Here is a 22077-nt window from a genome sequence, read left to right as displayed (position 1 = left end):
ACATCCATCTGACTTGCTCATCTACAGAAACACGTATTATGATGAACGTATCGAACGAATCTAATTAAAGGAGCACATGACATGCCAACCCAGCGCCGTCTTGAAACCGATGCCGACTTCCAGGAAGCCATGGAAATGAAGTATAAGGTTCGTGTTTTTAAAGATAACCACCAAATTGATTCTGGTGGCATCATTATCCGTTTCGACAGCAATACCATTGTTGTGCAGTCCAGTGTAAGTGATCTGGCTTATCATTCGCGTACAGCGTGTGAGCTTTTCGAATTTCGCAAATAGCTGCACCAACTTTCAAAATGTTAAAGTCATAGAAAAAGGTTTCTGAAGCCATCATGCTGGCAGCAGAAACCTTTTTCTGTTCAACGATTTATTAACCTAAGTCAGGCGGTCAATGATCTACCGTTTATTGGCATAATATGACCTATAGACCTGTTCACGTTCTGTTGTCTGCGCCAAGTTATACGCCGTCACCAAACTGCCAGCAGTTCAAACTGAGCGTACCGTAAGGATACGACTGGAATAGTCGTTTTGCAGATCGGGACATGTCAGCCGTACCCATGGCATAGAACAAGGGCGCAATGTGCTCCATTCCATAAGATGGAACTGCCGTGCGGGCGTGGGGTGCTTTTTTGTCATATTGAAACAGCTCTCTCGTGTTCCACTGCTCAAGCCGCTCGCCAATCCAGTTATCAAATTCCACTGCCCAGTCTTGTGGTTCATCATTGCTACCAAGCATGCGCAGATTATGGACTGTTCCGCCACTGCCAATGATCAGCACATTATCATGACGCAGCTGTTCCAGCATCCGGCCAATATCATACTGTTCCTGCGGGGAACGCAGCGAATCAACAGATACCGCAATAACAGGAATATTGGCTTCTGGATACATGTGTAATAGTGGTACCCATACACCGTGATCCAGACCTCGGCCTCGAACTGGTTGATGTGCAAGATTACTGCGAGTGAACAGAGCACAGATCTCATTCGCCAGGTCTGGCTGACCAGATGCTGGGTAATTCATTGTATACATATTAGAGGGAAATCCGTAAAAATCATGCAAGGTCTGATGTGTATCATCCATTGTCACGGACGGTTCGGGACAATCCCAATGCGCCGTAAATACAACAATGGCTTTCGGAGCCGGCAGCCTGTCTCCAAGCTGGTTCAAAAAGTGAGTGTAGTCATTGCTCTCCACCGCGAGAGCGGGAGAACCATGCGCAATGAATAATGCGGGTAATGTCATTGCTGCCAACCTCCAGACACGGATAGGATGCTTACCCTTCTATTTTACCCCGAAGAAGGCGCTTTTCCAAGCTATCATCCCAATCAGGATGCATTCCGTGCGCGCATGTTGCCTTTTGAATCAGCTCATGTTGACCATGCCATGCTTCAGACCAACGAAAAAGCTTGGCATAAGACCACTTTAGATCATCCAATGCTGCCAATCCTGTTCGATCTTCTGACGCTCTCCCAGCCATTCTCTCGTACGTGTGATCAGCTGTTCCCGCTCTTTACCGGAAGAGAAGGTATGATCGCCCTGGAAAATAATCTCCTTGTCGCAGCGGCCTTCCTGGCGCATCCAGAATACCTTTTGATACAGAAACGCGTAGTCGACAGGAATGATCTCATCCGACGTGCCATGCACCACCAGAACATCCCCATTAAATTTACCGGCTTCCTGGAACGGCTGATGTTCAGCCAGTGATTCAAAGAATGCGGGTGTAAACTTGTAGCCGAGATAATCAGCAGATCCCAGTTTCACCCCTTCATCGTACACATTACGTCCCGTAATCTTCACAATATCATTGAAAGGATATCCTACGGATGACCACATGACAAGATTCTTGACTCGTTTATCACGGACAGCAGTCAGCAGAGCAACAGCTCCACCCAGACTATGACCTATCAGCGTCACACGGGTTGGATCTACATCACTGCAATTTACGGCATAATCCAGCACAGAACGTGTTTGGGTAATCATGGATTCAAGTCCTTCAGCTCCGTACTCACCGCTGCTCTCCCCGCAGCCGATATAATCGAAGCGCAGTACCAAATACCCATCTTCGGCCAGCTCACGAGCGGTCTTCACAAACAGACGATCCACACCGATCCGACTTCCTACGAATCCGTGGCAGATGACAGCAAGAGGCACGCGCTGTTGGTGATCTCCCTCCTTGATGTCTTTGACGACCGGATAATGAATCGTGGCTGTTAATTCTTCCTGCCCATGACGAATACTAATCTGACGCTCCATGCCCATTTCCCCTTTCCATTCTTCCCTGCTCTTGTTCATTTTTTTAATTATATATAAATCCGATAAGTTTAATGTGTATTAAGATATATTAGTATATTATCATCCTGTGAACCTCAAGTCAACGTGAGGAAATGTCCATATCCAGACATATCTTATCTACATTTTATCGGCAAAAACGCGAAAAAAATGAGCCAAGCTGACTACAGCTGACTCGAATTATACCTGGTGCTAATATACTGGTGCAGAACCCTAGAAACTGAAATTTCAGCTCAGCTTTTCTTAATAAGCGGGTTGAGTAATACCAATACGCTGCCATCCATATTGGCGACCTGAATCTTCTGTTAGAAATTACTCATAGCTGCGACGAAACATCTCATGGGTCTCCACTCGACCCTGCCAATCGTTTTCATAAACCGAAGTTGAGCTTTCCCAAAAGCTCCCCGACTGAAAGGTTCCCTCTGTATACTCTTCCGCATATTCAGCATCCTCCAACGTCTCTTCCATCGGCACAACTTCATCCGTTACGCCGCGGGAGTTGCTATTCAGCAGCAGCTTCCTTGTTAATTGCTCCTTTTGTTGATCCATATCTGCCACACTCCAATCCCTGGTTTCTGTTGGAAATGCTACTATTGTGGTGGATTCGGCTGCACTTTATTCATTCTTCACACAATCGTTGGAACTGAACTCTCTCTTACGCATATTAACGGCGAACCAAGGAGAACCTAAACAATATATCATAGCCAACATTTGCCTCCGATTCCTTCTGGCGAAAGGGTTGAAATCATGGAACACATCTTGGAATGGATTCGTATTCACGGTAAACTGGTGCTGCTATGCACCTGTGTCATTCTGGCCTGCGCAGGGCTATGGTCGAATCGTAAACAATTGTTTTATAAGGAATGACTTTGCGAAACGAGAGCCCTTCCCGTATACTAAAATACCGTCAGGGTCTCCAGATCACCGGGGATCAGAACGTGTGTAGACAGGGGGAGCAATCATTGGGGATTTCCTATAAGAAGTTGAAAGAAATACAGAATCGGCAAATGACCGAAATGAGTAAGATGACACCGGAACATGTCAAACTGTTTGACCAGATCAGCACCATTGCGCGCCAAGCACCAGCCGATGAGAGAACGCAAGAAGAATGGATTCTCTTTGCCGGGAGAGCTATCGTACAAGCTCAGCGTGACGGTAAACCTGCGCGCGAGTTATATGGACCTGATCTGGAACAGGATATCTATTCACAGCTAGGCGTGGCAACTAATCATGAGGATGCTGATCCTGTTGAATCTAATATCGCCCCATCCAAAACTTCAAGTACGGTTGCAGCGGGCACCCGAAGCAACTCCAATAAACGTAATGCTTCAGCCAAGAAGGCAGCAACAGTTGAAGCCGAATCAGCGGAATCTACGGATCAGGTTAAACGAACGCCCAAATGGTATGTCATGATCTCCTGGGCAGCTTTATCTTTTGTCATGCTGATTCAGGGTGCTGTTGGGCTATTTGTTGGCTGGACAGGTGGAGATACGGAATCGTTTAGCCATATTAGCCTGTTCTCTCTTATCGTTGCGGCGGTTGGCGGGATTGCACTCGTTGAAATGCTTCGTCGCCTTGCAGAGCGTCCAGATGATCAGGGAGCAGACAAGACTGCCAGACCACAGGTCAATCTTCGCGGGATCGCCATCTATATCGTTATCGTTGTGCTTGTCCTATTTGTAGGATATCCACTGCGTGACAGCCTTCCCGTATTTACGCTGGCTCCATGGATTAGTCTCGTGATTGGAATTGTGGGATTGGCAACGTTGAGACCACTTTTCGGACAAAAGAAAGCGTAAGGATGCCTTTTTGGAGCAGCATCATTGGGTATATCATGCAGGTGTATGATGTGCGAAGAGGAAGTACGACATTCGGTGATGAGATAGAATATCGAGTGTCAAAAAAGAGGCCATAATGGCCCCCAGCCAGCTGTTGAGAAATTCTCGACAGCTATTTTTATTTTCAGACCGTTCAGGAAAACTTCACAATACCCTGTGGTCACGTACTCCTGTTATGTATATTGATTACTGGGTAGTAATTGAAAATGCTCCCTTTCAGTTGGGAAAGGGAGCATTTCTTTTTGCGATTAGTTCATACCATTCATTTTAAATCTATTGTTTATTCCCACTGCTCTGAGCAGGATCAGCAGTTGGATTCGTAACTTGAACAGAAGCATCAGGTTTGGCTAATTCCAGTTTGACTGCGCTTGATGCAGCTGAAAGAGCATTGCTATACGTTGTTGTATTTCCAGCTACAGACAGAATATATACTTTGTACTCACCGCCAACAGAAATATCAGCTCCTGTAGAATCTTTTGTGCCTTGTGTCAAGTTAATTTCCCCCGATGCAAGTTCTCCCGGAGTGATTGCTTTATACACTGCTGTTGCTGCTGAGGCTGGATTCAGACTATCTGATCCCTTAACTACAATAAGTCGATATTCAGATATTCCAGTTTCAATTGATGGTTTACTAAAAAATATCTTATAACTGGCTTCCGTTGCTGAACTGGTATTCCGAAGTTCATTGATCGTTGATGCTTTTACTTCAGTAGCTTGTGCAAAGATGTTAAATTCATTGGAAGCAGCGGACAAATTAGAAGCACGAGAACTGCTGTCTGATACGGATAAAACAAAGACCCGATATTTCTGCCCTACAACAAGTGGCTTATTATTAATATCTCGATGACCATTATTCAAGAAGACAGGACTTGAAGCATCATTTTTGTTGATATCAATATTATAAGAAATTCCAAGTGCAGAAGAAATACTAAAACCACTCACTTGATTTGCTGGTACTATAAACGCTTTATAACCCGAAATCCCATTCTCACTGGAAGCCTTGCTGAAGCTTATAGATACATCCGACGCATCTCCCGCTTGCCCTTGGTTTTTCACCGTTGCATTTACATTACTCACTGCGGCTACAGCCGTATTGGAAGCCAATGTGATCACTCCCGAGCCTGAAGACAATGCATTAGCAAGAGAGCCGTTGTTATTTACTGCCATTACATATACTTGGTAGGCCACTCCATTAACAATATTGCTACCATCAGCGGTTTTTGCACCACTCGAGAGATTAACCGTTTGGTTGTTTCCATTTTTGCTTACATACGTATAATTCGCACTACCAACTGCATTAGCTGATGCCAGATTGAAGCTGGTGCCCGACTTTACCACAAACACCCGATAGTGATTCACATTCGTCTCATCCGCCGATTTTGTGAACGTCACACGCAGATCACGTCCATCTAAGTTATCCCCAATATCTGTTGCTGCCACATTGCTTGGTGCAGTCACAGCTGCATTGGCAGTCAGCGTAATTTGTGAAGAATAAGAAGATAAAGCATTCTGACTGGAATTTCCACTTGTGCTTACCGACAGGACAAACACGCGATAGCTAACATTATTGGACAATGTGTAACCGTTGGTATCCACCATATAGTTAGGGAGGGTAAATGACTGATTTCCACCTGTCTTGTTCACCTGATAATAATTGTTCGATGCATTCGCTGCGCTCAGTGTGAAGCTGCCTGCATTTCCGGAACGTACTACATATACACGATATACGGATACGTTAGATTCATCCGAAGCTCTATTAAACGAAACCCGCAGATCGCGTCCATCACCGTAGTCACTCACATCAGCCACCCCAATGTTGCTTGCGACTCCAGCATTACTATTCGTTGTCAGTCTCAACTGCGTCGACGAAGAGGACAGCGCATTGGTATATCCATTCTGCTGGTTGCCTACAGCCATAACGTAGATCCGATAATCCTGCAGATTTGTTACGTTATAACCACTTGTGTCCTTCATGGAGGATGGCAGTGTGGTTGTAATATTGTTTCCTGTTTTGTTCACATTATAGTACAAGCTGGAAGACAGATTACTCGCCGTAGTCAGATTAAAGCTGCTGGATACCGAGTTGCGTACTACGAAAATCCGATAATTAGCAACTTTAGACTCATCAGATGAACGGTTGAAGCTCACTTGAATGTCACGACCGTCTCCATAATCCGAATTGTCTCTCACTGACGTGATAACAGGTGCTGTTGCTGTGTTTACACCCAGCGTAAGCGAAGATGATACAGAGGACAGCTTGTTGTCTGCTGTTGCCGCGTTGGAGCTCACTGACATGATGTACACGACATATGATGTGCCGTTTTTGATCAATTCCCCGGATGTATCACGCGTTGAGGAACTAAGCAGGCTTTTGACGGCTGTACTGTTACCTTTATAAATAATGGTTGAATTCGAACTGGTTACATTATTGGCCGTAGTCAGATTGAATGAAGAAGCGTCTTTTGCCTTGACTACAAAAGCACGGTAATACGTAATATTGGATGTGGTACTCGGCTGTGTAAAGTTAATTTCCATGTCACGGCCATCCCCATAGTCACTGATATCTGCGATCCGAAGGCCTGTAACAGGTTGAACCGTCGTTTTCACATTGTTAAGTTTCAAGGACTGGGAAGACCAGGCCAGCAGATTTTTGTAATTATTGTTGCTGTTCCCCATAGTAAGTACATACAGACGATAGGTTTCACTTGTATTTAACAAATCCCCATTTACGTCGCGTGTCTGGGCATTCAGCGTCAATCTTGGATCAGTGCCATTTGGAGAAACGGATGTATAATTACCGGATGGTACAACCGATGCCGCAGACTCATTGAAACTGTTCACATCACGCGTTTTTACCAGCATAATCCGATATGAGGATACTGCCTTCTCGGACGTCGGACGTGTGAAGCTTACAGTCAGGTCACGACCATCCCCATTGCTTCCGGATACAGAACCATAAATGTTCCATGCTGCATATTTCGTTTCATCCACAGGAGGTGTGGACGTTGTTTTGATATCTACCCGCTGATTGCGGGAATTCCAGAATACTTTCTCCCCAAAAGCTTCACTAACAAAACGAATCGGAACCATCGTATTTCCTTTGATTGTATTCGCAGGCACATCCAATGAGATTGCTTCACCGTTGATGTATGCCGTTTTGGAGCCTAGCTTCAGGATCACCTCCTGATCTTCACGGACTGCTGTAATCGTTTTGGTTTTGTTCGTATACTTTACTGTCGCATCCAATCCTTCAAAAATGGAGCGCAACGGAACCAGTACGCGTCCGCCTTTCATGACAGGCGCTTGTGCTGACGACAGCTCCGCGTCGTTAATATATATACTAATTCTCGCAGCTGCATCCATAACCGACGTAGGTAGTGCTGACATCAACATGGCCGACACAGCCAGTGCTGACATCACCTTTTTCACTTGACGTCCTCCCGCTTTCTTCATATCCAATATCCCCATTCTCTTCATGGTTTAAGTTAAAATGTGATCGTTTTTGAATATCATTTTATTCCTGTAATTTCCTGTGCACATCTAAGACGTATGAATAGGAGTAAAAGTTTCCAATCCCACAAAAAATATTTTCGCAGAAATGTCCTTCCACCATCTACCCTCCAAAGGTTAAAAATAACAGAAGAATTTGTCATTATTCCGAAACAACATCCTTCGCATATTCGGTTAATGTAAAGTGACTAGTGTATTGCAGCCTATCATCTCTAAACTACGGGAGGTTCACCCTTATGACACCAGCGTCCATTTTTTCCAAACGTAACGTCATCCGTACCATCATTACAGCAACTGCCGTCGCCATGCTGCTTCAGACTGGTTCCGCTCCTTTAACAGGGTTCGCTATTGCAGCTCCGTCGAGCGCGGAAACCAAAGTAACTACGAGTAGTTCAACCGCCATATATAAAACATTTCAATCCATGCTCAAAAAAAAGAACGGCTTGCCCGCCGCTGACACTTATCTGGAATCCAATATCAAAAAGGTAACAACGCATCACGCTACCCTGATGGTGCTTCAATTGGAGAATGCACGTCTGAAGGCTCTAACCTCCATGACGGACCGCTTGCTCGTTCCTAACGTTCAGGACAAGATGCTCAAGGCATACCAACTGAACGACAGCTTCACCAAACTAATGGAGCGTACCCAGGACTCGAATCTGCGTGCACTGTTAAAAGAAGCCCGTGACAGCGGTTATCGCCTCGTCATGCTCGAAGGCTCCCTCTATCCCATTATGAATTATGCGGCCCTCGTGAAATATAGCTCTGATATTACAGAGGATATCTCAAGCTACATCAACATCATGATGAAGGAAACGAAAAACTTGCCTGCGGATGACGGAGCACTGGTCATTGGCTATCAGGAAATTCTCCTTCGAGCACTCAGTCAGGAAAGATTCTTGGAGCTGCATCCAAAATCGAATCGGGTCAAGCAGGTGCAGGATCTGTTGAACAGGTATACCCTGTATACCTTTTATGGGCTGAACAACACACCGCTGTTTGATTATGACACGAACAAAATGGTTGCGAACGCCCAAAGAGGCTATAACGGCGTCTTGCAGCGTCTTGCATCCGTCGATAGTGAATTCCTCCCCAAGTTGGATGCCTTTATGGATGTGGTTAAGGAAGCGGAGTATGAGAAAACGGCTGCGGTGGAGAAATGGCTGGAACAGAATGTTCCGACTGGGTCAGATGGCAGCATGCAATGATTCATCCGATTAAACTCCTCATAAACGCAAAGAAACCGACACAGGATCGCGCTCCCTTGTCGGCTCTTTGGATTCTATCGTTGAATTGCATCTCCTATACCAGACTAACGCAGATTCATAAACTACGCAATTGGCTTGACCATATGGCTATACTCATGTCCAGCAATGACAATCACTTCATCCTTGATATAGCCCTGCCGTTCGTACAACATCAAGGCCCGGCCATTGTTACGTTCAACAATGAGGGATACCTGCGAGTGTCCAAGTTCCCTTCCCTGCTGCTCAAAAGCAGCCATCAATGCCTTGCCGATGCCCTGCCCCTGATACGCTTCGCTTACGGATAGAGTATCCAGATAATACTCCCCGGGACGGGTTTCTTTGACCAACGTATATTTCTCATCTGTACTCCGACCAGGCCGATCCAGAATTGGCTGATCCAGACGATCTGCCTCGCCGCCATCATAAGCCACCAGTATTCCTGCGACTTGCTCATCCTGTTCCATGACCGTTACGTTACGGTAGCTGATTCGATTGTCTTCCTGCATGTAAAATTGCTGCAATATCTGCATCGCTTTCTCATGATCTCCTTCACCAGCAAGAGCATAGGCAATATCATCAATCGCCTGATAGAGTAAAGGAATCACTTGTGCGGCATCTTCCTTACGAGCAGGTCTGAGCAGAGGCCGTGCCTCACTACGGTCCGACTTCACATTGGAATAATTCATCAGATTAACATGTTGAACAGATTGAGATTTTTGTTCAGCTCGGTATACGCGATGCCTTTACGATTCATGCGTTCAATCAGCGGCTGGTAGTCTTCCTTGTACATCAGCTCGATGCCCACCAAGGCAGGCCCATTTTCCTTATCATGTTTCTTCGTATATTCAAAACGGGCAATGTCGTCATTGGGTCCCAATACTTCCACAAGGAATTCACGCAATGCTCCCGCACGCTGCGGGAAATTGACCATGAAATAATATTTCAGACCTTCGTAGATCAAAGAGCGTTCTTTGATTTCCTGCATCCGGTCGATATCATTGTTACCACCACTAATTACACAGACTACCGTCTTGCCCGCAATCTGCTCGCGATACTGCTCCAGTGCAGCAACCGCCAGTGAACCAGCAGGCTCTACAACAATCGCATTTTCATTATATAGCTCCAAAATGGTGGTGCAGGCTTTGCCTTCAGGCACCTTCACAATGTCATCCAGCGTACTGGTGCAGATGTCAAAGGTCAGATCACCAACACGTTTCACCGCAGCACCATCCACGAATTTATCAATATCATCCAACGTGACAACCTGCTTGCGGAACATCGCCTCACTCATGGAAGCCGCGCCAAGTGGTTCTACGCCAACGATGCGGGTTTCCGGGCTAACCGTCTTCATGTAGGTTCCAACACCGGCAGCCAGACCACCACCACCAATTGTGACGAATACATAATCCGCTTTTTCATCCAGACTCTCCATGATTTCCATCGCAACGGTACCATTACCTGCAATAATCTTGGGCTGGTCGAATGGATGGATAAACGTCATGCCCTGTTCATTACACGCACGCATAGCTTCCTCATAAGCATCGTCATACGTATCACCTGTCAGTACAACTTCAACATTATCTCCACCAAATCGACGTACCTGTTTCACCTTCTGATTTGGAGTTGTGCTCGGCATGAAGATTTTACCGTGGATGCCCAGCGCGTTACAGGAAAAAGCAACCCCCTGCGCATGGTTGCCCGCACTCGCGCAGACAATACCTTTCTCCAGCTCAGCTGGAGTCAGACTACGAATCATGTTGTAGGCTCCACGAATTTTGAACGAGCGTACCACCTGCAGGTCCTCCCGTTTAAGATACACATTACAGTTATATTTGGCCGACAATACAGCATCCCGCTGCAGCGGCGTTCTTACAATGACCTCTCTCAGCACATGATGTGCGCGCACGATATCTTCCATGCCAACACTGGCACGGCCGGAATTGGTAGTTCCCGTTGGTTCCTGTTCCACTGGTTTCATCTCTTCTCCACACTCCGCTTATCTTGGTTGGCAATGCAAGCATTGCTTTTTTCTCTCTTTATTGTATCACTTTTGTTCTGTTCTTGCGCCTGAGCTCGCCTCATGTATCATTGACACGATTTCATTAATAATGATCTGGGGATCCGTAAACATGACCATATGGCTGGATTGATCGGCTCCGATCCACTTGGTATTGGTCAGTGAGCTTACCGTTGGACGATGTGCTTGTATAATAACGGGTCTTATTTTACGCTCTCCCATGCCTGTTTTCATACCTGAAATGACGCTAACTTCCAGATTACCAAGATCAAGAGGATTAAAATAACCGAATCTAATTGAAAATGATTATCAATTACTTGATTATAGATTATTCCACTCTTTTGGACAAGGCATATTGTCGGATTTGCTGGCCTCCTCAACCTTCATTGTTTCCCATCCATATCAACGCTTTTTCCCGAATAGCAGATCAAAAACCCGATCCATTCATGGATCGGGCAGTAAAACAAACTGTGACTTCGATATTCATAACTTCCTACTCTAGGCAACCAATTACGCCTGAGTTTTATACCAAGCTGCCGCGGCTTCTGCCTCCGTACGGGTCAACTGGTGCCCCTGACGCTCCCAGTGCATGTGCACATCGGCACCAGCACCGCTAAGCAGTGAAGCGAGTTCATCCGTTTCACGTTTTGGCACAATTGGATCGTTCTCTCCTGCTCCTATAAACACAGGCAGCCCTTTCAGGTCCGGCAATTCCAGACCACGAAGCGGTACCATCGGATGGTGCAGAATCGCTCCTTTAAATGCGTCAGCCTGATGGAAGATCAGACTTGCTGCGATATTAGCTCCGTTGGAATAACCAAGGGCATAGACATTCGCACGATTAAAGCCATACTCCACAGCAGCTGCATCCACAAAAGCACCCAATTCCGCTGTCCGTGCAATGAGATCTTCTTCGTCAAACACGCCTTCCGCCAAGCGGCGGAAGAAACGGGGCATCCCATTCTCCGATACGTTACCACGCACCCCCAGAATACCTGCTCCTGGCGCAATCATCTCGGCCAGACCTACCAGATCATTCTCCGTTCCACCTGTTCCGTGCAGCAACAACAGTGTAGGGGCATCCGGTTGTGCACCTGCTTTATAAATATGTTTCATTGTATTGGTAGAAGTCATGATTTGGACTCTCCTTTCCATTCACGTACTTGAATAGGTGGCAGCAGCTGTTCAATCTGCTCACGCTGTGGTTCATACCATTCAGGCAGCATCAGCTTTTGGCCCATGCTCTCCTGTGGTTCATCCCGTGCAAATCCTGGAGGATCCGTAGCCAGTTCAAACAATATACCTCCCGGTTCCCGGAAATAGACGGCGTTGAAGTACTGGCGGTCAATGACCGGCGTTGGATGATATCCGGCTTTTTGAAGATCCTGCTGCATTTGTTCGTGCTCGACGTAATCTTTGGCACGCCATGCAATATGGTGTACTGTCCCTGCTCCGCCAATTCCCCGCTGGATTCCAGTAGATTGAATGTCAATCAGTTGACCGATGTCACCCGTCGCCTGTAAACGAATGATTCCATCCTCTTCACCTACCTGCTCCAAACCGAGCATCGTTTTCAGCACATCCGTTGTTTTGTCGGGTACATGGCTGAATAATACAGCACCACCAAAGCCTTTGATCGCATGCTCTGGCGTTACGCCATTGAATGACCACTGACTTGCCTGGCCTCCTTCACGCTCAACCAATTCGAGCAACAGGCCGCCTTTATCGAAGAAGCGAATGTACTGCTCGCCAAATCTTGTTTTATTTTCGAATGGAATATCGAAGGATGTCAGACGTTCTTTCCAGAATTGCAGGCTGCCCACCGGAACTGCATATACGGTTACGCCCGTCTGTCCTGATCCAATTACACCTCTTCTGGCATTTTGCTGCGGGAAGAACGTGATAATGGTACCCGGTGCCCCATCCTCATTGCCATAATACAGATGGTACACATCCGGTGCATCAAAGTTAATTGTTTTTTTCACCAATCTTAGTGCCAATACACCTGCGTAAAAATCAACATTTTTCTGTGCATCATCTACAAAAGCCGTAACGTGATGGATTCCTGAAGTTCTGAACATACTCTCCACTCCCTTGGTTTTATTAGTAGCATTGTTATATTTAGCAGTTTGTTATGCATTGCTTTTTGTTATTTATCTTTAAATTAAGATTCTTTAAATTTATATTAATCCATTCATTCTTATTTTGCAAGCTTTTGTTTTAAAATTAAGATACTTAGGGTCTTTGACCTGCTGAAATACCGCTTGAGTATAATGACATGGACAAAAAAACAGGCCCCGAGCACTCGGGTACCTGCTTTTCTTGAATCTTATTCCATTGCCGCCATACAACATCGGCCCTTATAACTTCGCATGATGCTTTAGGTCAATTTTAATCGCTTAGGCGGTTGTACCAGATCTTTGCCATCATACTCATCCTTGATATCTCCAACAATTTCTTCAAGGATATCCTCCATCGTAACCAGACCAACCGTTGTCCCCTCCGCATTATGAACTGCAGCGATATGGGAACGACTTTGCTGCATCTGGATCAATACATCCTTAATTGGTGATAGCTCCGAGAATTTCAACATGTCATGAACAAAGGTATCCATATTGAACGCCCGGCCTGCGGCAACACTCGTGAGCATCTCCTTCGTGTGGATAAATCCAACGAATTGGTCCAAATTTCCTTTTTCGATTACTGGGAAACGTGTATATTCATGCTGCTTCAGAACCTCAATCATACGATCCAACGGCATTTCCTTATCAATCGTGACAATTTTATCTTTGCGAATCATAATCTCTTGAAGCAGACGCTCATCAAAAGCAAAAATGTTTTTGAGATAGTCCAGCTCCGTCTGATTAATCTCTCCACTTTCATAACTCTGCGCCATGATCAGCTTCAGTTCCTCTTCAGAGTGAACTGTATCGTGACCTGCAGGCTTTATACCAAATATGCCAAGCAGCAGACGTGCAGCCCCATTCAGTGCATAGATGAACGGATTCATGATCTTACCGAACCAGTACAGCGGCGGTGCGAGCAACAGAGTCATTTTCTCTGCAAATTGGATCGCGAGCGTTTTCGGTGCCAATTCACCTATTACGACGTGCAGGAACGTGATGATCGCCAGAGCAATACCGTACGACAGTACCGTAGATAAAGCCGCTGGAACCTCAAGTCGTTCAAACAGCGGATGAAGCATTTTCTCAACAGTAGGTTCACCCAGTGCACCCAATACCAGCGCCGTGATGGTGATACCCAACTGACAGGCAGATAGATAATAATCCAGATTGTGAGCCACTTTTTTGGCCAATACCGCTTTTTTGTTGCCTTCCAGGATTAACTGATCTATTCGAGACATCCGTACTTTCAGAATTGCAAATTCCGCTCCAACGAAAAAGGCGGTCAGACCGATAAATACGGCTACTAAAAATAAGTTTAAGGCTATTATTCCGTCCAATGATTTCCCTCAAGTTGAGGGATTCACCTCCAAGTTGATCATTTTAATTAAGTTTTCAAATAAAATTGCTTAGCCACTCCGATGACAGAATACCCTTCTAACCGCTGTTATCTCCAGATTTTTTGATTGTATATTTAAGAGGAGAAAATCCGGTGATAAAGGCGGACGCTTCGCTTTTTCAGTCTTTTCTGTCCTCTCCGTTATCGCAAAACATATTTGAAATCTCTAACGTTTTTGCAGTTAGCAGTGAGGAAAGCACTTTAAGAGTAATCAAACTAGGCCAGGTCACTGGCAGATTCATTAACCTGTGCGGCATTTACACGTTCAAGCAGAACCTGCTTAATGTGAAAATTTTCTGCGTCCACAACGGTCCAGACGTAATCACCGTGTTCTATCGTATCGCCTTGTTCCACACCGACACCCTTCTGGAATTGAATCCACCCGGCCACGGTATCCATCTCTTCATTACCTTCAAACACAAGCCCAAACTGCCGCTCCAACTCATCCAGCAGCACCCGGCCGTTAATGAGATATTGGTTCTCTCCGGTTTCCTGAATGTCAGCAACTTCATCGGCATCGAACTCATCCCGAATCTCGCCGACAAGCTCCTCCAGAATATCCTCCATTGTAATGATCCCCGAGGTACCTCCGTATTCATCCACGACCACGGCCATGTGCACCCGTTCCTGCTGCATCTTGATCATGGCATCCTGAATACTTGTAACTTCAGAAACGTAAGGAATTTCACGAACAAAATCGACAAGTTGGTGCTCCCTAAGGGCAACCATATCAGGCAAAATCTTTTTCACATTTACTACACCGACAATTCGGTCCTTATCCCCATCCTCAATGACGGGATAACGTGAATAATTATGCTCATCCAATATCAGGATAATATCGTCGTAGGTCATATTTTGACTCAGTGTTACTAGTTCTGTCCTCGGAACCATGATGTCTTTGGCATCACGCTCATCGAACACAAATACATTTTCCAGATACGAAAGCTTGGTCTTATTGTTCTCGTCCCCTTCATAACTCTGGTTCATGATGATTTTGATCTCATCCTCAGAGTACGCCTGCTCATGCCCGGCAGGTTTAACGCCAAAACCACGAAGAATAACGCGAGATGCACCATTCAGCGCCCAGATGAACGGGTACATAATTTTCCCGAACCAGTACAATGGTGGTGAGAGCAGCAGCGTCAATTTTTCCGAAAATTGAATCGCCATCGTTTTGGGAGCCATCTCACCAACAACAACGTGCAGGAACGTGACAAGTATGAACGCAATCGCATAGGATGCGACGGATGATACGGAAGCCGATACGTTTAGATACTCAAATACAGGATATAGGAGCCTTTCAACAGTTGGCTTACCGAGTGCACCCAATCCCAGGGCAGTGACGGTAATACCGAGCTGACAGGCAGACAGATAATAATCGAGATCCGTGACGACTTTCTTGGCCAATATGGCCTTCTTATTGCCCTCGGCAACAAGCTGATCTACTCTTGATGTACGAATCTTGACCACAGCGAACTCCGATGCAACGAAAAATGCGGTCAACGCAATCAAGATAATGAGTAATGCAATATTCAATACGGTAATTATGTCCAATGATTTCCCCGCTTCTCAGGGATTCACCTCCAGAGATAGTTACAGCGTGATCCGTTAATCTGGTTAACCATTCAACAGCTGATTGACGTTCAATACGGCGTATGCCTTATATGAAATCGATTAATGATAAAGTTTGTATATGTTATACTCTGACCTTGTAAAATAGCAAAACAGGAATTCAGGATGAAGTTAATCACTTACAGAAACTACTTCACTAAAACCAGGGTTACCCCTCATGCTGTCGCTTGTTTCTCCGATTTACTCCACCAAAATTCTCCATTTGGACAGTTTACAATATCGCCTTCCCAATAGATATCCACCTCCCCTCTCATTCATTCCTGTTTCAGAAAAGTATAACACGATCTGCACCAAACCATCCAGTTGCACGTTATGGTTTGTAGCACTACATATTGTATTGTTCACAAAATAGTCTTTATGTATGAAGATTTCATTCATTATGGCTAGACTAGACGGTTTTACAAAAATAATACCCTCTGCCAAGATTGCTCAAACAACTCAGGAGTCTGGTTTTCTTTCCTTGACCTGTGGGTAAATAGAAACAGCTTTGCCCCATAGTCATGTATACGCAACAAAAGGCTCGCAGGATGCAAACACCTTTTCAGGCGAGCATCTTACGAGCCCCTTGTTGTTGAGTTATTGGTTAACCAAAGCCTTGGCAGCAATATCAGACCGCTGATGTTTGCCATCAAAGCGGATTCGGTCCGCTTGAGCATAAGCTTTGTTTCTTGCATCGGCGATATCGGCACCAAGACCTACCACACCCAGGATACGTCCGCCATTGGTAAGCCACTCTCCGGATTCATTGCGCGCCGTACCCGCATGGAAGACTACCGCTTCGTCGACTTGATCCAGCCCTTCAATCGCTACGCCTTTCGCATAAGGACCCGGATATCCGCCAGAAGCGAGCACAACACATACGGCAGCTTCTTCGCTCCATTCAATCTCGATATCCGCCAATTTCCCGTGCACGGTTGCTAAGAAAATGTCGAGTAGGTCACTCTTCAGACGTGGTAATACGACCTGAGTCTCGGGATCACCGAAACGGGCGTTGAATTCAATCGTTTTGGGTTTGCCATCCGGTGAAATCATCAGCCCAGCAAACAACACACCCTGGAACGGACGTCCTTCGGATACCATCGCTTTGGCCGTTGGTTTGATAATCGTCTCCACTGCTTCTTCAATGATGGATGCCGGGATGTGCGGCAGTGGAGAGTAGGTTCCCATTCCACCTGTGTTTGGCCCCTGATCGTTGTCAAATATCGGTTTGTGATCCTGTGCAGCTGCCATCGGACGAACGGTCTCTCCATCCACAAAAGCCAAAATCGACATTTCCTGACCTGCCAGGAATTCTTCGATGATGACCTTGGCTCCTGCTTCTCCAAACACTTTATCCACCATAATGCTCCGGAGCGCCTGATTAGCCTCTTCACGGGAATAAGCTACTGTAACGCCTTTACCAGCTGCCAGTCCATCAGCCTTAATCACCACAGGAATGGCTTGCTCATTCAGATAAGCCTGCGCTTGCTCGTAATTGTCGAATTTCTCATAGGCTGCAGTCGGAATATTGTATTTGTGCAGCAGGTCTTTCATAAATGTTTTGCTGCCCTCAATCTCTGCTGCATTACGACGTGGTCCAAAGACCGGAATGCCTGTCTTGTCAAAAGCATCCACAATGCCGTCTGCAAGCGGATCATCCGGCCCAATAACAACCAAGCCCACATGAAGCTCCACAGCGAGCGCTGTCAGTTTATCAAATTCATTTACTGCAATCGGATGACACTCGGCGAGCTGTGCAATGCCTGCATTTCCCGGCGCACAGTGAATCTTGCCTGCCTTCGGGCTTTTCGCCAGTGCCCATATGATTGCATGCTCCCGGCCACCGCCGCCCACTACCAGAATATCCATTAGCGTTGTTCCCTCCATGAATTTCAGGATTTTTCATTTTCTCTTGGTAATAAAGCTTCAAAGGACGATGAACAAGCCTATTCGCTTGTTCATCGTTTGGAAGCAGTATAGTTATCGTTTAATGTTTGAAGTGACGAACGCCAGTGAAGACCATGGCAATGCCGTATTCATTCGCTACTTTGATGGACTCTTCGTCCTTGATGGAGCCACCTGGTTGAATCACTGCTGTAACTCCAGCTTTCGCTGCGAGCTCCAGTGTGTCGCCCATTGGGAAGAACGCATCAGATGCCAGAATGGCACCTTTGGCTTGATCGCCTGCTTGTTCAACCGCAATTTTGGCTGCACCGACACGATTCATTTGACCTGCGCCCACACCAACAGTCATGTCGTTTGCCGCCAGCACGATCGCATTGGATTTCACATGCTTAACCACTTTCCAGCCAAACAATAGCTGTTTCAGTTCTTCTTCGGATGGTGCACGATCTGTTACTACCTTCAACTCGCTCGCTTCAATGGAATGCACATCGCTTTGCTGTACGATCATGCCGCCGTCGATGGAAGTTACTACGAATTGGCTCTCCCGATTGCGAGCAGCGTTCAGTTCACCCGTTTTGAGCAAACGAATGTTTTTCTTTTTGGTCAGGATATCGAGTGCCTCTTGAGTAAAGTCAGGAGCCAGAACGATTTCCAGGAAAATCTCACTCAGTTTAGCCGCTGTATCGCTGTCGATAATGCGGTTGGCTGCCACGATTCCACCAAAGATGGAGGTTGGATCAGCAGAATAAGCTTTACCATAAGCTTCGTAAATACTTTCGCCAATACCTACGCCGCAAGGATTCATATGTTTGACCGCCACAACAGCTGGTTCTTCAAATTCCTTCACAATCTGCAAGGCTGCGTTCGCATCGTTAATGTTATTGTAAGACAACTCTTTGCCATGCAATTGCTCGGCTGTTGTCAACGTATCTTGGGCTGCCAGCGGTTTGCGGTAGAATGCCGCCTGCTGGTGTGGATTTTCGCCGTAGCGCAAATCCTGGAGTTTTTCGTAAGTAACCGTCAGACGCTCTGGCAGCGGATCACCGTTCAGGTTGGAGAGATAGTCAGAAATAACTGCATCGTAAGCCGCTGTATGACGGAACACTTTTGCCGCAAGCCGTTTGCGTGTTTCGAGTGTAGTGTCTCCACTGCTGCGAACTTCTTCAAGCACCTTGCCATAATCTGCTGTGTCAACAACGACACTAACAAAAGCATGGTTTTTGGCAGCAGAACGAAGCATGGTTGGACCACCGATATCGATGTTCTCGATCGCGTCTTCGTACGTTACATCCGGTTTGGCAATGGTATCTTGGAAGGGGTACAGGTTTACGACAACGAGGTCGATATAATCCAATCCGTTCTCTTCCATCTGGCGCTTATGCTCTTCGCTGTCACGAACAGCCAGCAACCCACCATGAACTGCTGGATGCAATGTTTTAACACGTCCGTCCATGATTTCCGGGAATCCGGTCACATCCGAAATTCCGATGACGGGTACGCCTTCCTTCGACAACAGACTGCTTGTACCTCCTGTCGAAATAATCTCTACACCCATTTGCGACAGCTCGCGGCAAAAATCCACGATGCCTGTTTTATCCCATACGCTGACCAGCGCTCTTTTGATACTCACAATATGCTCCTCCTTTAATGTCCCATGGCTTCGCGTTTCATGGCGAAACACAACCGATTTATTTCCCGAGAAATATCACAAAATGCGTACCAATTTTCGACTTCTGTTATACAAGTTGAACCAAGATGTTTACACGGGACACTCCGATGACAGAACAACCTTCCAATCGCTGTTATCCCCAGATTTTTCGATTCCCTTTTCTTAAAGGGAAAATCCGGTGATAAAGGCGAACGCTTCGCTTTTTCAGGTTTTTTCTGTCCTCTACGTTAATGTGTAAAAAATTTTTAAACTTATTTCAAACCGGTTTGTTAACAGTGACGTGACGTCCGTCTAACTGAACCAGACCTTGCGCGAACCAGGAAACAACCTCGGGGTATAACTGCTGTTCGGCAGCATGGATGGAGCGACTGACGGATTCAGCTGTATCCTCTGGCAAAATCGGAACAGGCTGCTGGGCAATAATCGGCCCTGTATCCATGCCTCCATCCACAAAGTGCACGGTAACTCCGGTAATTTTAACGCCGTACTCTAGTGCCTGTCCTACTGCATCTTTGCCCGCAAACGCTGGCAACAAGGACGGATGAATGTTAATCAGCCGTCCTGCATAGCGATCCACGACCACTGAAGTCAGCAATCTCATGTAACCGGCAAGAACAACCAGATCAATGTTTTTGGATTCAAGCACTTCCATAATTTCAGCCTCGTAGGCTTCGCGGGAATCATAATTTTTGGGAGTAAACAGATGGCATTCCACGCCTGCATCCTGCGCCCGCTGCACAACACGTGCAGCCGGCTTGTCACATACCAGCAGATCTATGGATGCACCCAGCCCTCCGTTCCGTGCTGCATCAACCAATGCCTGAAAGTTGGACCCTTCACCAGAGGCAAATACAGCAATACGGTAGTTCGCCATTAAACATCCGCTCCCGTGAAGGTTACTCGCGCATCTCCTTCTGTAACACGGCCAATGATGTACGCTTCTTCGCCAGATGCCTTCAGATGTTCCAGCGCTTCACTTGCATCTGCTTCGTTCACAACCAGCACAAGTCCAATCCCCATATTAAACGTGGTGAACATGTCACGGTTCGATACAGATCCTTTTTCTTGCAGCAGGTTGAAGATTGGCAGAATCGGCCAAGAGCCGTAGTCGATATCTACATTCACGCTGCTTGGCAGCATACGCGGGATGTTCTCGATGAAGCCCCCACCTGTAATGTGAGCCATGCCTTTTACTTTTACCTTTTCAAGCAGGGACAGGAGTGGTTTTACATAGATTTTCGTTGGTTCCAGCAGTGCGTCACCCAGCTTGCCACCCAATTCAGCGACTTCATCCTGCAAGCCCAATCCGGCTTGTTCCAGCAAAAGTTTGCGTACCAAGGAGAAGCCGTTGCTGTGCACACCGCTGGATGCAAGTCCGATCACCGTGTCGCCAGGAGCGATAGTTGTACCGTTAATGATTTTCGCTTTGTCCACGATACCCACCGTAAATCCGGCAATATCGTATTCACCCTCACTGTACATGCCCGGCATTTCAGCCGTTTCGCCACCGATTAGTGCACAGCCCGACTGATGACATCCTTCTGCGATTCCCGCAACAATGGCTTCGATTTTCTCCGGGATGACTTTGTCACACGCCAGATAGTCGAGGAAGAATAACGGCTCTGCGCCCTGTACTACTATGTCGTTCACACACATCGCTACCGCGTCGATTCCGATAGTATCATGACGGTCCATGGCAAATGCGATTTTCAGCTTGGTTCCTACACCGTCTGTACCGGATACAAGCACCGGCTCATCATATTTATCTTTGTTCAAACCGAACAGGGCGCCAAAGCCTCCCAGATCTGTCATCACTTCCGGACGGAAGGTACGTTTCACGTGTTTTTTCATCCGTTCAACCGCTTCGTTGCCTGCCGCGATATCGACGCCGGCGTTTTTGTATGCTTCGGACAAGTGGAATCCGCTCCTTTTTTTTCGCCCCTCCTAAATCCTCCCGCCCGGGAGGACCCCAAAGGACCTTGGCAGGCCCTCTGGACACCCGCCAATCAAGCGGTGCAGGGGTGGCTCGTATGATCTTGCTATGGTTGGTTCGTGCGTGTGCTCGCGTTTTTGTTCGCCTTTCCCGTTGGCCGTAGGCCATCGGGAAAGGCGAACCCCGCTCGACTGCGCTGCGGGGCTGCGCCCGCTGGGGCAGCTGCTTCGCTTGGCTGCCCTGGCCCCTGTTGCTCCGCAAGGCGGGGCTTAAGGGCTCGGGCTGCGCCCGGAGGCAGCTGCTTCGCTTGGCTGCCCTGGCCCCTGTTGCTCCGCAAAGGCGGGGCTAAGGGCTCGGGCTGCGCCTGCTGGGGCAGCTGCTTCGCTTGGCTGCCCTGGCCCCTGTTGCTCCGCAAGGCGGGGCTAAGGGCTCGGCCTGCGCCTGCTGGGGCAGCTGCTTCGCTTGGCTGCCCTGGCCCCTGTTGCTCCGCAAGGCGGGGCTTAAGGGCTCGGGCTGCGCC

18 protein-coding genes are annotated in these 22077 nt (G+C 46.9%); 3 read left to right on the top strand and 15 right to left on the bottom strand.

Going from position 1 to position 22077, the window contains the following annotated elements; genetic code table 11:
• The first annotated feature begins 81 nt into the window (after positions 1-81).
• Positions 82-294: a hypothetical protein gene (locus QP794_RS26880; protein WP_285079795.1), complete on the top strand. Its 213-nt coding sequence runs from the start codon at positions 82-84 to the stop codon at positions 292-294.
• Positions 295-472: 178 nt separating this feature from the next.
• Here the strand turns inward: QP794_RS26880 and QP794_RS26875 are convergent, their stop codons facing one another.
• From QP794_RS26875 to QP794_RS26865, 3 genes are all read right to left on the bottom strand, one after another.
• Positions 473-1258, bottom strand: coding sequence for a DODA-type extradiol aromatic ring-opening family dioxygenase (locus QP794_RS26875; RefSeq protein WP_285079794.1), 786 nt, complete (start codon positions 1256-1258; stop codon positions 473-475).
• Positions 1259-1438: 180 nt separating this feature from the next.
• Positions 1439-2269 carry an alpha/beta hydrolase gene (locus tag QP794_RS26870; protein ID WP_285079956.1) on the bottom strand — a complete coding sequence of 277 codons (831 nt, stop codon included), beginning with the start codon at positions 2267-2269 and terminating at the stop codon, positions 1439-1441.
• 348 nt (positions 2270-2617) lie between these two features.
• The gene (locus tag QP794_RS26865) at positions 2618-2854 is read right to left on the bottom strand and encodes a hypothetical protein (protein ID WP_079344063.1); all 237 of its coding nucleotides are present in this window, start codon (positions 2852-2854) and stop codon (positions 2618-2620) included.
• Between the two features lie 413 nt (positions 2855-3267).
• On the opposite strand from QP794_RS26865, the gene QP794_RS26860 reads away from it, so the two are divergent.
• A complete protein-coding gene (locus QP794_RS26860; RefSeq protein ID WP_285079793.1) occupies positions 3268-4104 on the top strand; it encodes a DUF1129 family protein in 837 nt (278 codons plus the stop codon).
• A 312-nt stretch (positions 4105-4416) separates the two neighbouring features.
• On the opposite strand, the gene QP794_RS26855 is transcribed toward QP794_RS26860, so the two are convergent.
• Positions 4417-7596: a copper amine oxidase N-terminal domain-containing protein gene (locus QP794_RS26855; protein WP_285079792.1), complete on the bottom strand. Its 3180-nt coding sequence runs from the start codon at positions 7594-7596 to the stop codon at positions 4417-4419.
• Between the two features lie 293 nt (positions 7597-7889).
• Between QP794_RS26855 and QP794_RS26850 the strand changes: the two genes are divergently transcribed.
• Positions 7890-8861: a hypothetical protein gene (locus tag QP794_RS26850; RefSeq protein WP_285079791.1), complete on the top strand. Its 972-nt coding sequence runs from the start codon at positions 7890-7892 to the stop codon at positions 8859-8861.
• 122 nt (positions 8862-8983) lie between these two features.
• Here the strand turns inward: QP794_RS26850 and QP794_RS26845 are convergent, their stop codons facing one another.
• From QP794_RS26845 to purM, 11 genes are all read right to left on the bottom strand, one after another.
• Positions 8984-9571 (bottom strand): GNAT family N-acetyltransferase, encoded by a 588-nt coding sequence (locus tag QP794_RS26845; RefSeq protein ID WP_285079790.1) that lies wholly within the window; start codon positions 9569-9571, stop codon positions 8984-8986.
• A gap of 14 nt (positions 9572-9585) precedes the next feature.
• Positions 9586-10878: a threonine ammonia-lyase IlvA gene (gene ilvA, locus QP794_RS26840; RefSeq protein ID WP_079344059.1), complete on the bottom strand. Its 1293-nt coding sequence runs from the start codon at positions 10876-10878 to the stop codon at positions 9586-9588.
• Between the two features lie 66 nt (positions 10879-10944).
• On the bottom strand, positions 10945-11151 hold the full coding sequence (locus QP794_RS26835) for a hypothetical protein (protein WP_285079789.1): 207 nt from the start codon (positions 11149-11151) through the stop codon (positions 10945-10947).
• Positions 11152-11427: 276 nt separating this feature from the next.
• Positions 11428-12033, bottom strand: coding sequence for an alpha/beta hydrolase (locus QP794_RS26830; RefSeq protein ID WP_285079954.1), 606 nt, complete (start codon positions 12031-12033; stop codon positions 11428-11430).
• A 14-nt stretch (positions 12034-12047) separates the two neighbouring features.
• Complete coding sequence (locus QP794_RS26825; protein WP_285079788.1) at positions 12048-12998, bottom strand: ring-cleaving dioxygenase; 951 nt, start codon at positions 12996-12998, stop codon at positions 12048-12050.
• Between the two features lie 299 nt (positions 12999-13297).
• Positions 13298-14380 carry a hemolysin family protein gene (locus tag QP794_RS26820; RefSeq protein WP_094938660.1) on the bottom strand — a complete coding sequence of 361 codons (1083 nt, stop codon included), beginning with the start codon at positions 14378-14380 and terminating at the stop codon, positions 13298-13300.
• A gap of 275 nt (positions 14381-14655) precedes the next feature.
• Entirely contained in the window at positions 14656-15993 is a 1338-nt protein-coding gene (locus tag QP794_RS26815; RefSeq protein WP_285079787.1) for a hemolysin family protein, read from the bottom strand.
• 654 nt (positions 15994-16647) lie between these two features.
• Complete coding sequence (gene purD, locus QP794_RS26810; protein ID WP_285079786.1) at positions 16648-17919, bottom strand: phosphoribosylamine--glycine ligase; 1272 nt, start codon at positions 17917-17919, stop codon at positions 16648-16650.
• 118 nt (positions 17920-18037) lie between these two features.
• Positions 18038-19585 (bottom strand): bifunctional phosphoribosylaminoimidazolecarboxamide formyltransferase/IMP cyclohydrolase, encoded by a 1548-nt coding sequence (gene purH, locus QP794_RS26805; RefSeq protein ID WP_285079785.1) that lies wholly within the window; start codon positions 19583-19585, stop codon positions 18038-18040.
• A gap of 295 nt (positions 19586-19880) precedes the next feature.
• Positions 19881-20498, bottom strand: a complete 618-nt coding sequence (purN, locus tag QP794_RS26800) for a phosphoribosylglycinamide formyltransferase (protein ID WP_285079784.1) — start codon at positions 20496-20498, stop codon at positions 19881-19883.
• Complete coding sequence (purM, locus tag QP794_RS26795) at positions 20498-21538, bottom strand: phosphoribosylformylglycinamidine cyclo-ligase (RefSeq protein WP_024633540.1); 1041 nt, start codon at positions 21536-21538, stop codon at positions 20498-20500. The genes purN and purM overlap by 1 nt, the downstream gene beginning before the upstream one ends.
• Positions 21539-22077 lie beyond the last annotated feature (539 nt).

Origin of the sequence: Paenibacillus sp. UMB7766-LJ446 (assembly GCF_030226665.1) — a bacterium.
Classification (GTDB): domain Bacteria; phylum Bacillota; class Bacilli; order Paenibacillales; family Paenibacillaceae; genus Paenibacillus; species Paenibacillus vandeheii.
This window is presented reverse-complemented; position numbering and strand designations above follow the sequence as displayed.

Bases quoted from the DNA above. Each gene is read 5' to 3' on its own strand.
- QP794_RS26880 (WP_285079795.1), top strand. From the start codon at position 82: ATGCCAACCCAGCGCCGTCTTGAAACCGATGCCGACTTCCAGGAAGCC.
- QP794_RS26875 (WP_285079794.1), bottom strand. From the start codon at position 1,258: ATGACATTACCCGCATTATTCATTGCGCATGGTTCTCCCGCTCTCGCG.
- QP794_RS26870 (WP_285079956.1), bottom strand. From the start codon at position 2,269: ATGGAGCGTCAGATTAGTATTCGTCATGGGCAGGAAGAATTAACAGCC.
- QP794_RS26865 (WP_079344063.1), bottom strand. From the start codon at position 2,854: ATGGATCAACAAAAGGAGCAATTAACAAGGAAGCTGCTGCTGAATAGC.
- QP794_RS26855 (WP_285079792.1), bottom strand. From the start codon at position 7,596: ATGAAGAAAGCGGGAGGACGTCAAGTGAAAAAGGTGATGTCAGCACTG.
- QP794_RS26850 (WP_285079791.1), top strand. From the start codon at position 7,890: ATGACACCAGCGTCCATTTTTTCCAAACGTAACGTCATCCGTACCATC.
- ilvA (WP_079344059.1), bottom strand. From the start codon at position 10,878: ATGAAACCAGTGGAACAGGAACCAACGGGAACTACCAATTCCGGCCGT.
- QP794_RS26835 (WP_285079789.1), bottom strand. From the start codon at position 11,151: ATGAAAACAGGCATGGGAGAGCGTAAAATAAGACCCGTTATTATACAA.
- QP794_RS26830 (WP_285079954.1), bottom strand. From the start codon at position 12,033: ATGAAACATATTTATAAAGCAGGTGCACAACCGGATGCCCCTACACTG.
- QP794_RS26825 (WP_285079788.1), bottom strand. From the start codon at position 12,998: ATGTTCAGAACTTCAGGAATCCATCACGTTACGGCTTTTGTAGATGAT.
- purD (WP_285079786.1), bottom strand. From the start codon at position 17,919: ATGGATATTCTGGTAGTGGGCGGCGGTGGCCGGGAGCATGCAATCATA.
- purN (WP_285079784.1), bottom strand. From the start codon at position 20,498: ATGGCGAACTACCGTATTGCTGTATTTGCCTCTGGTGAAGGGTCCAAC.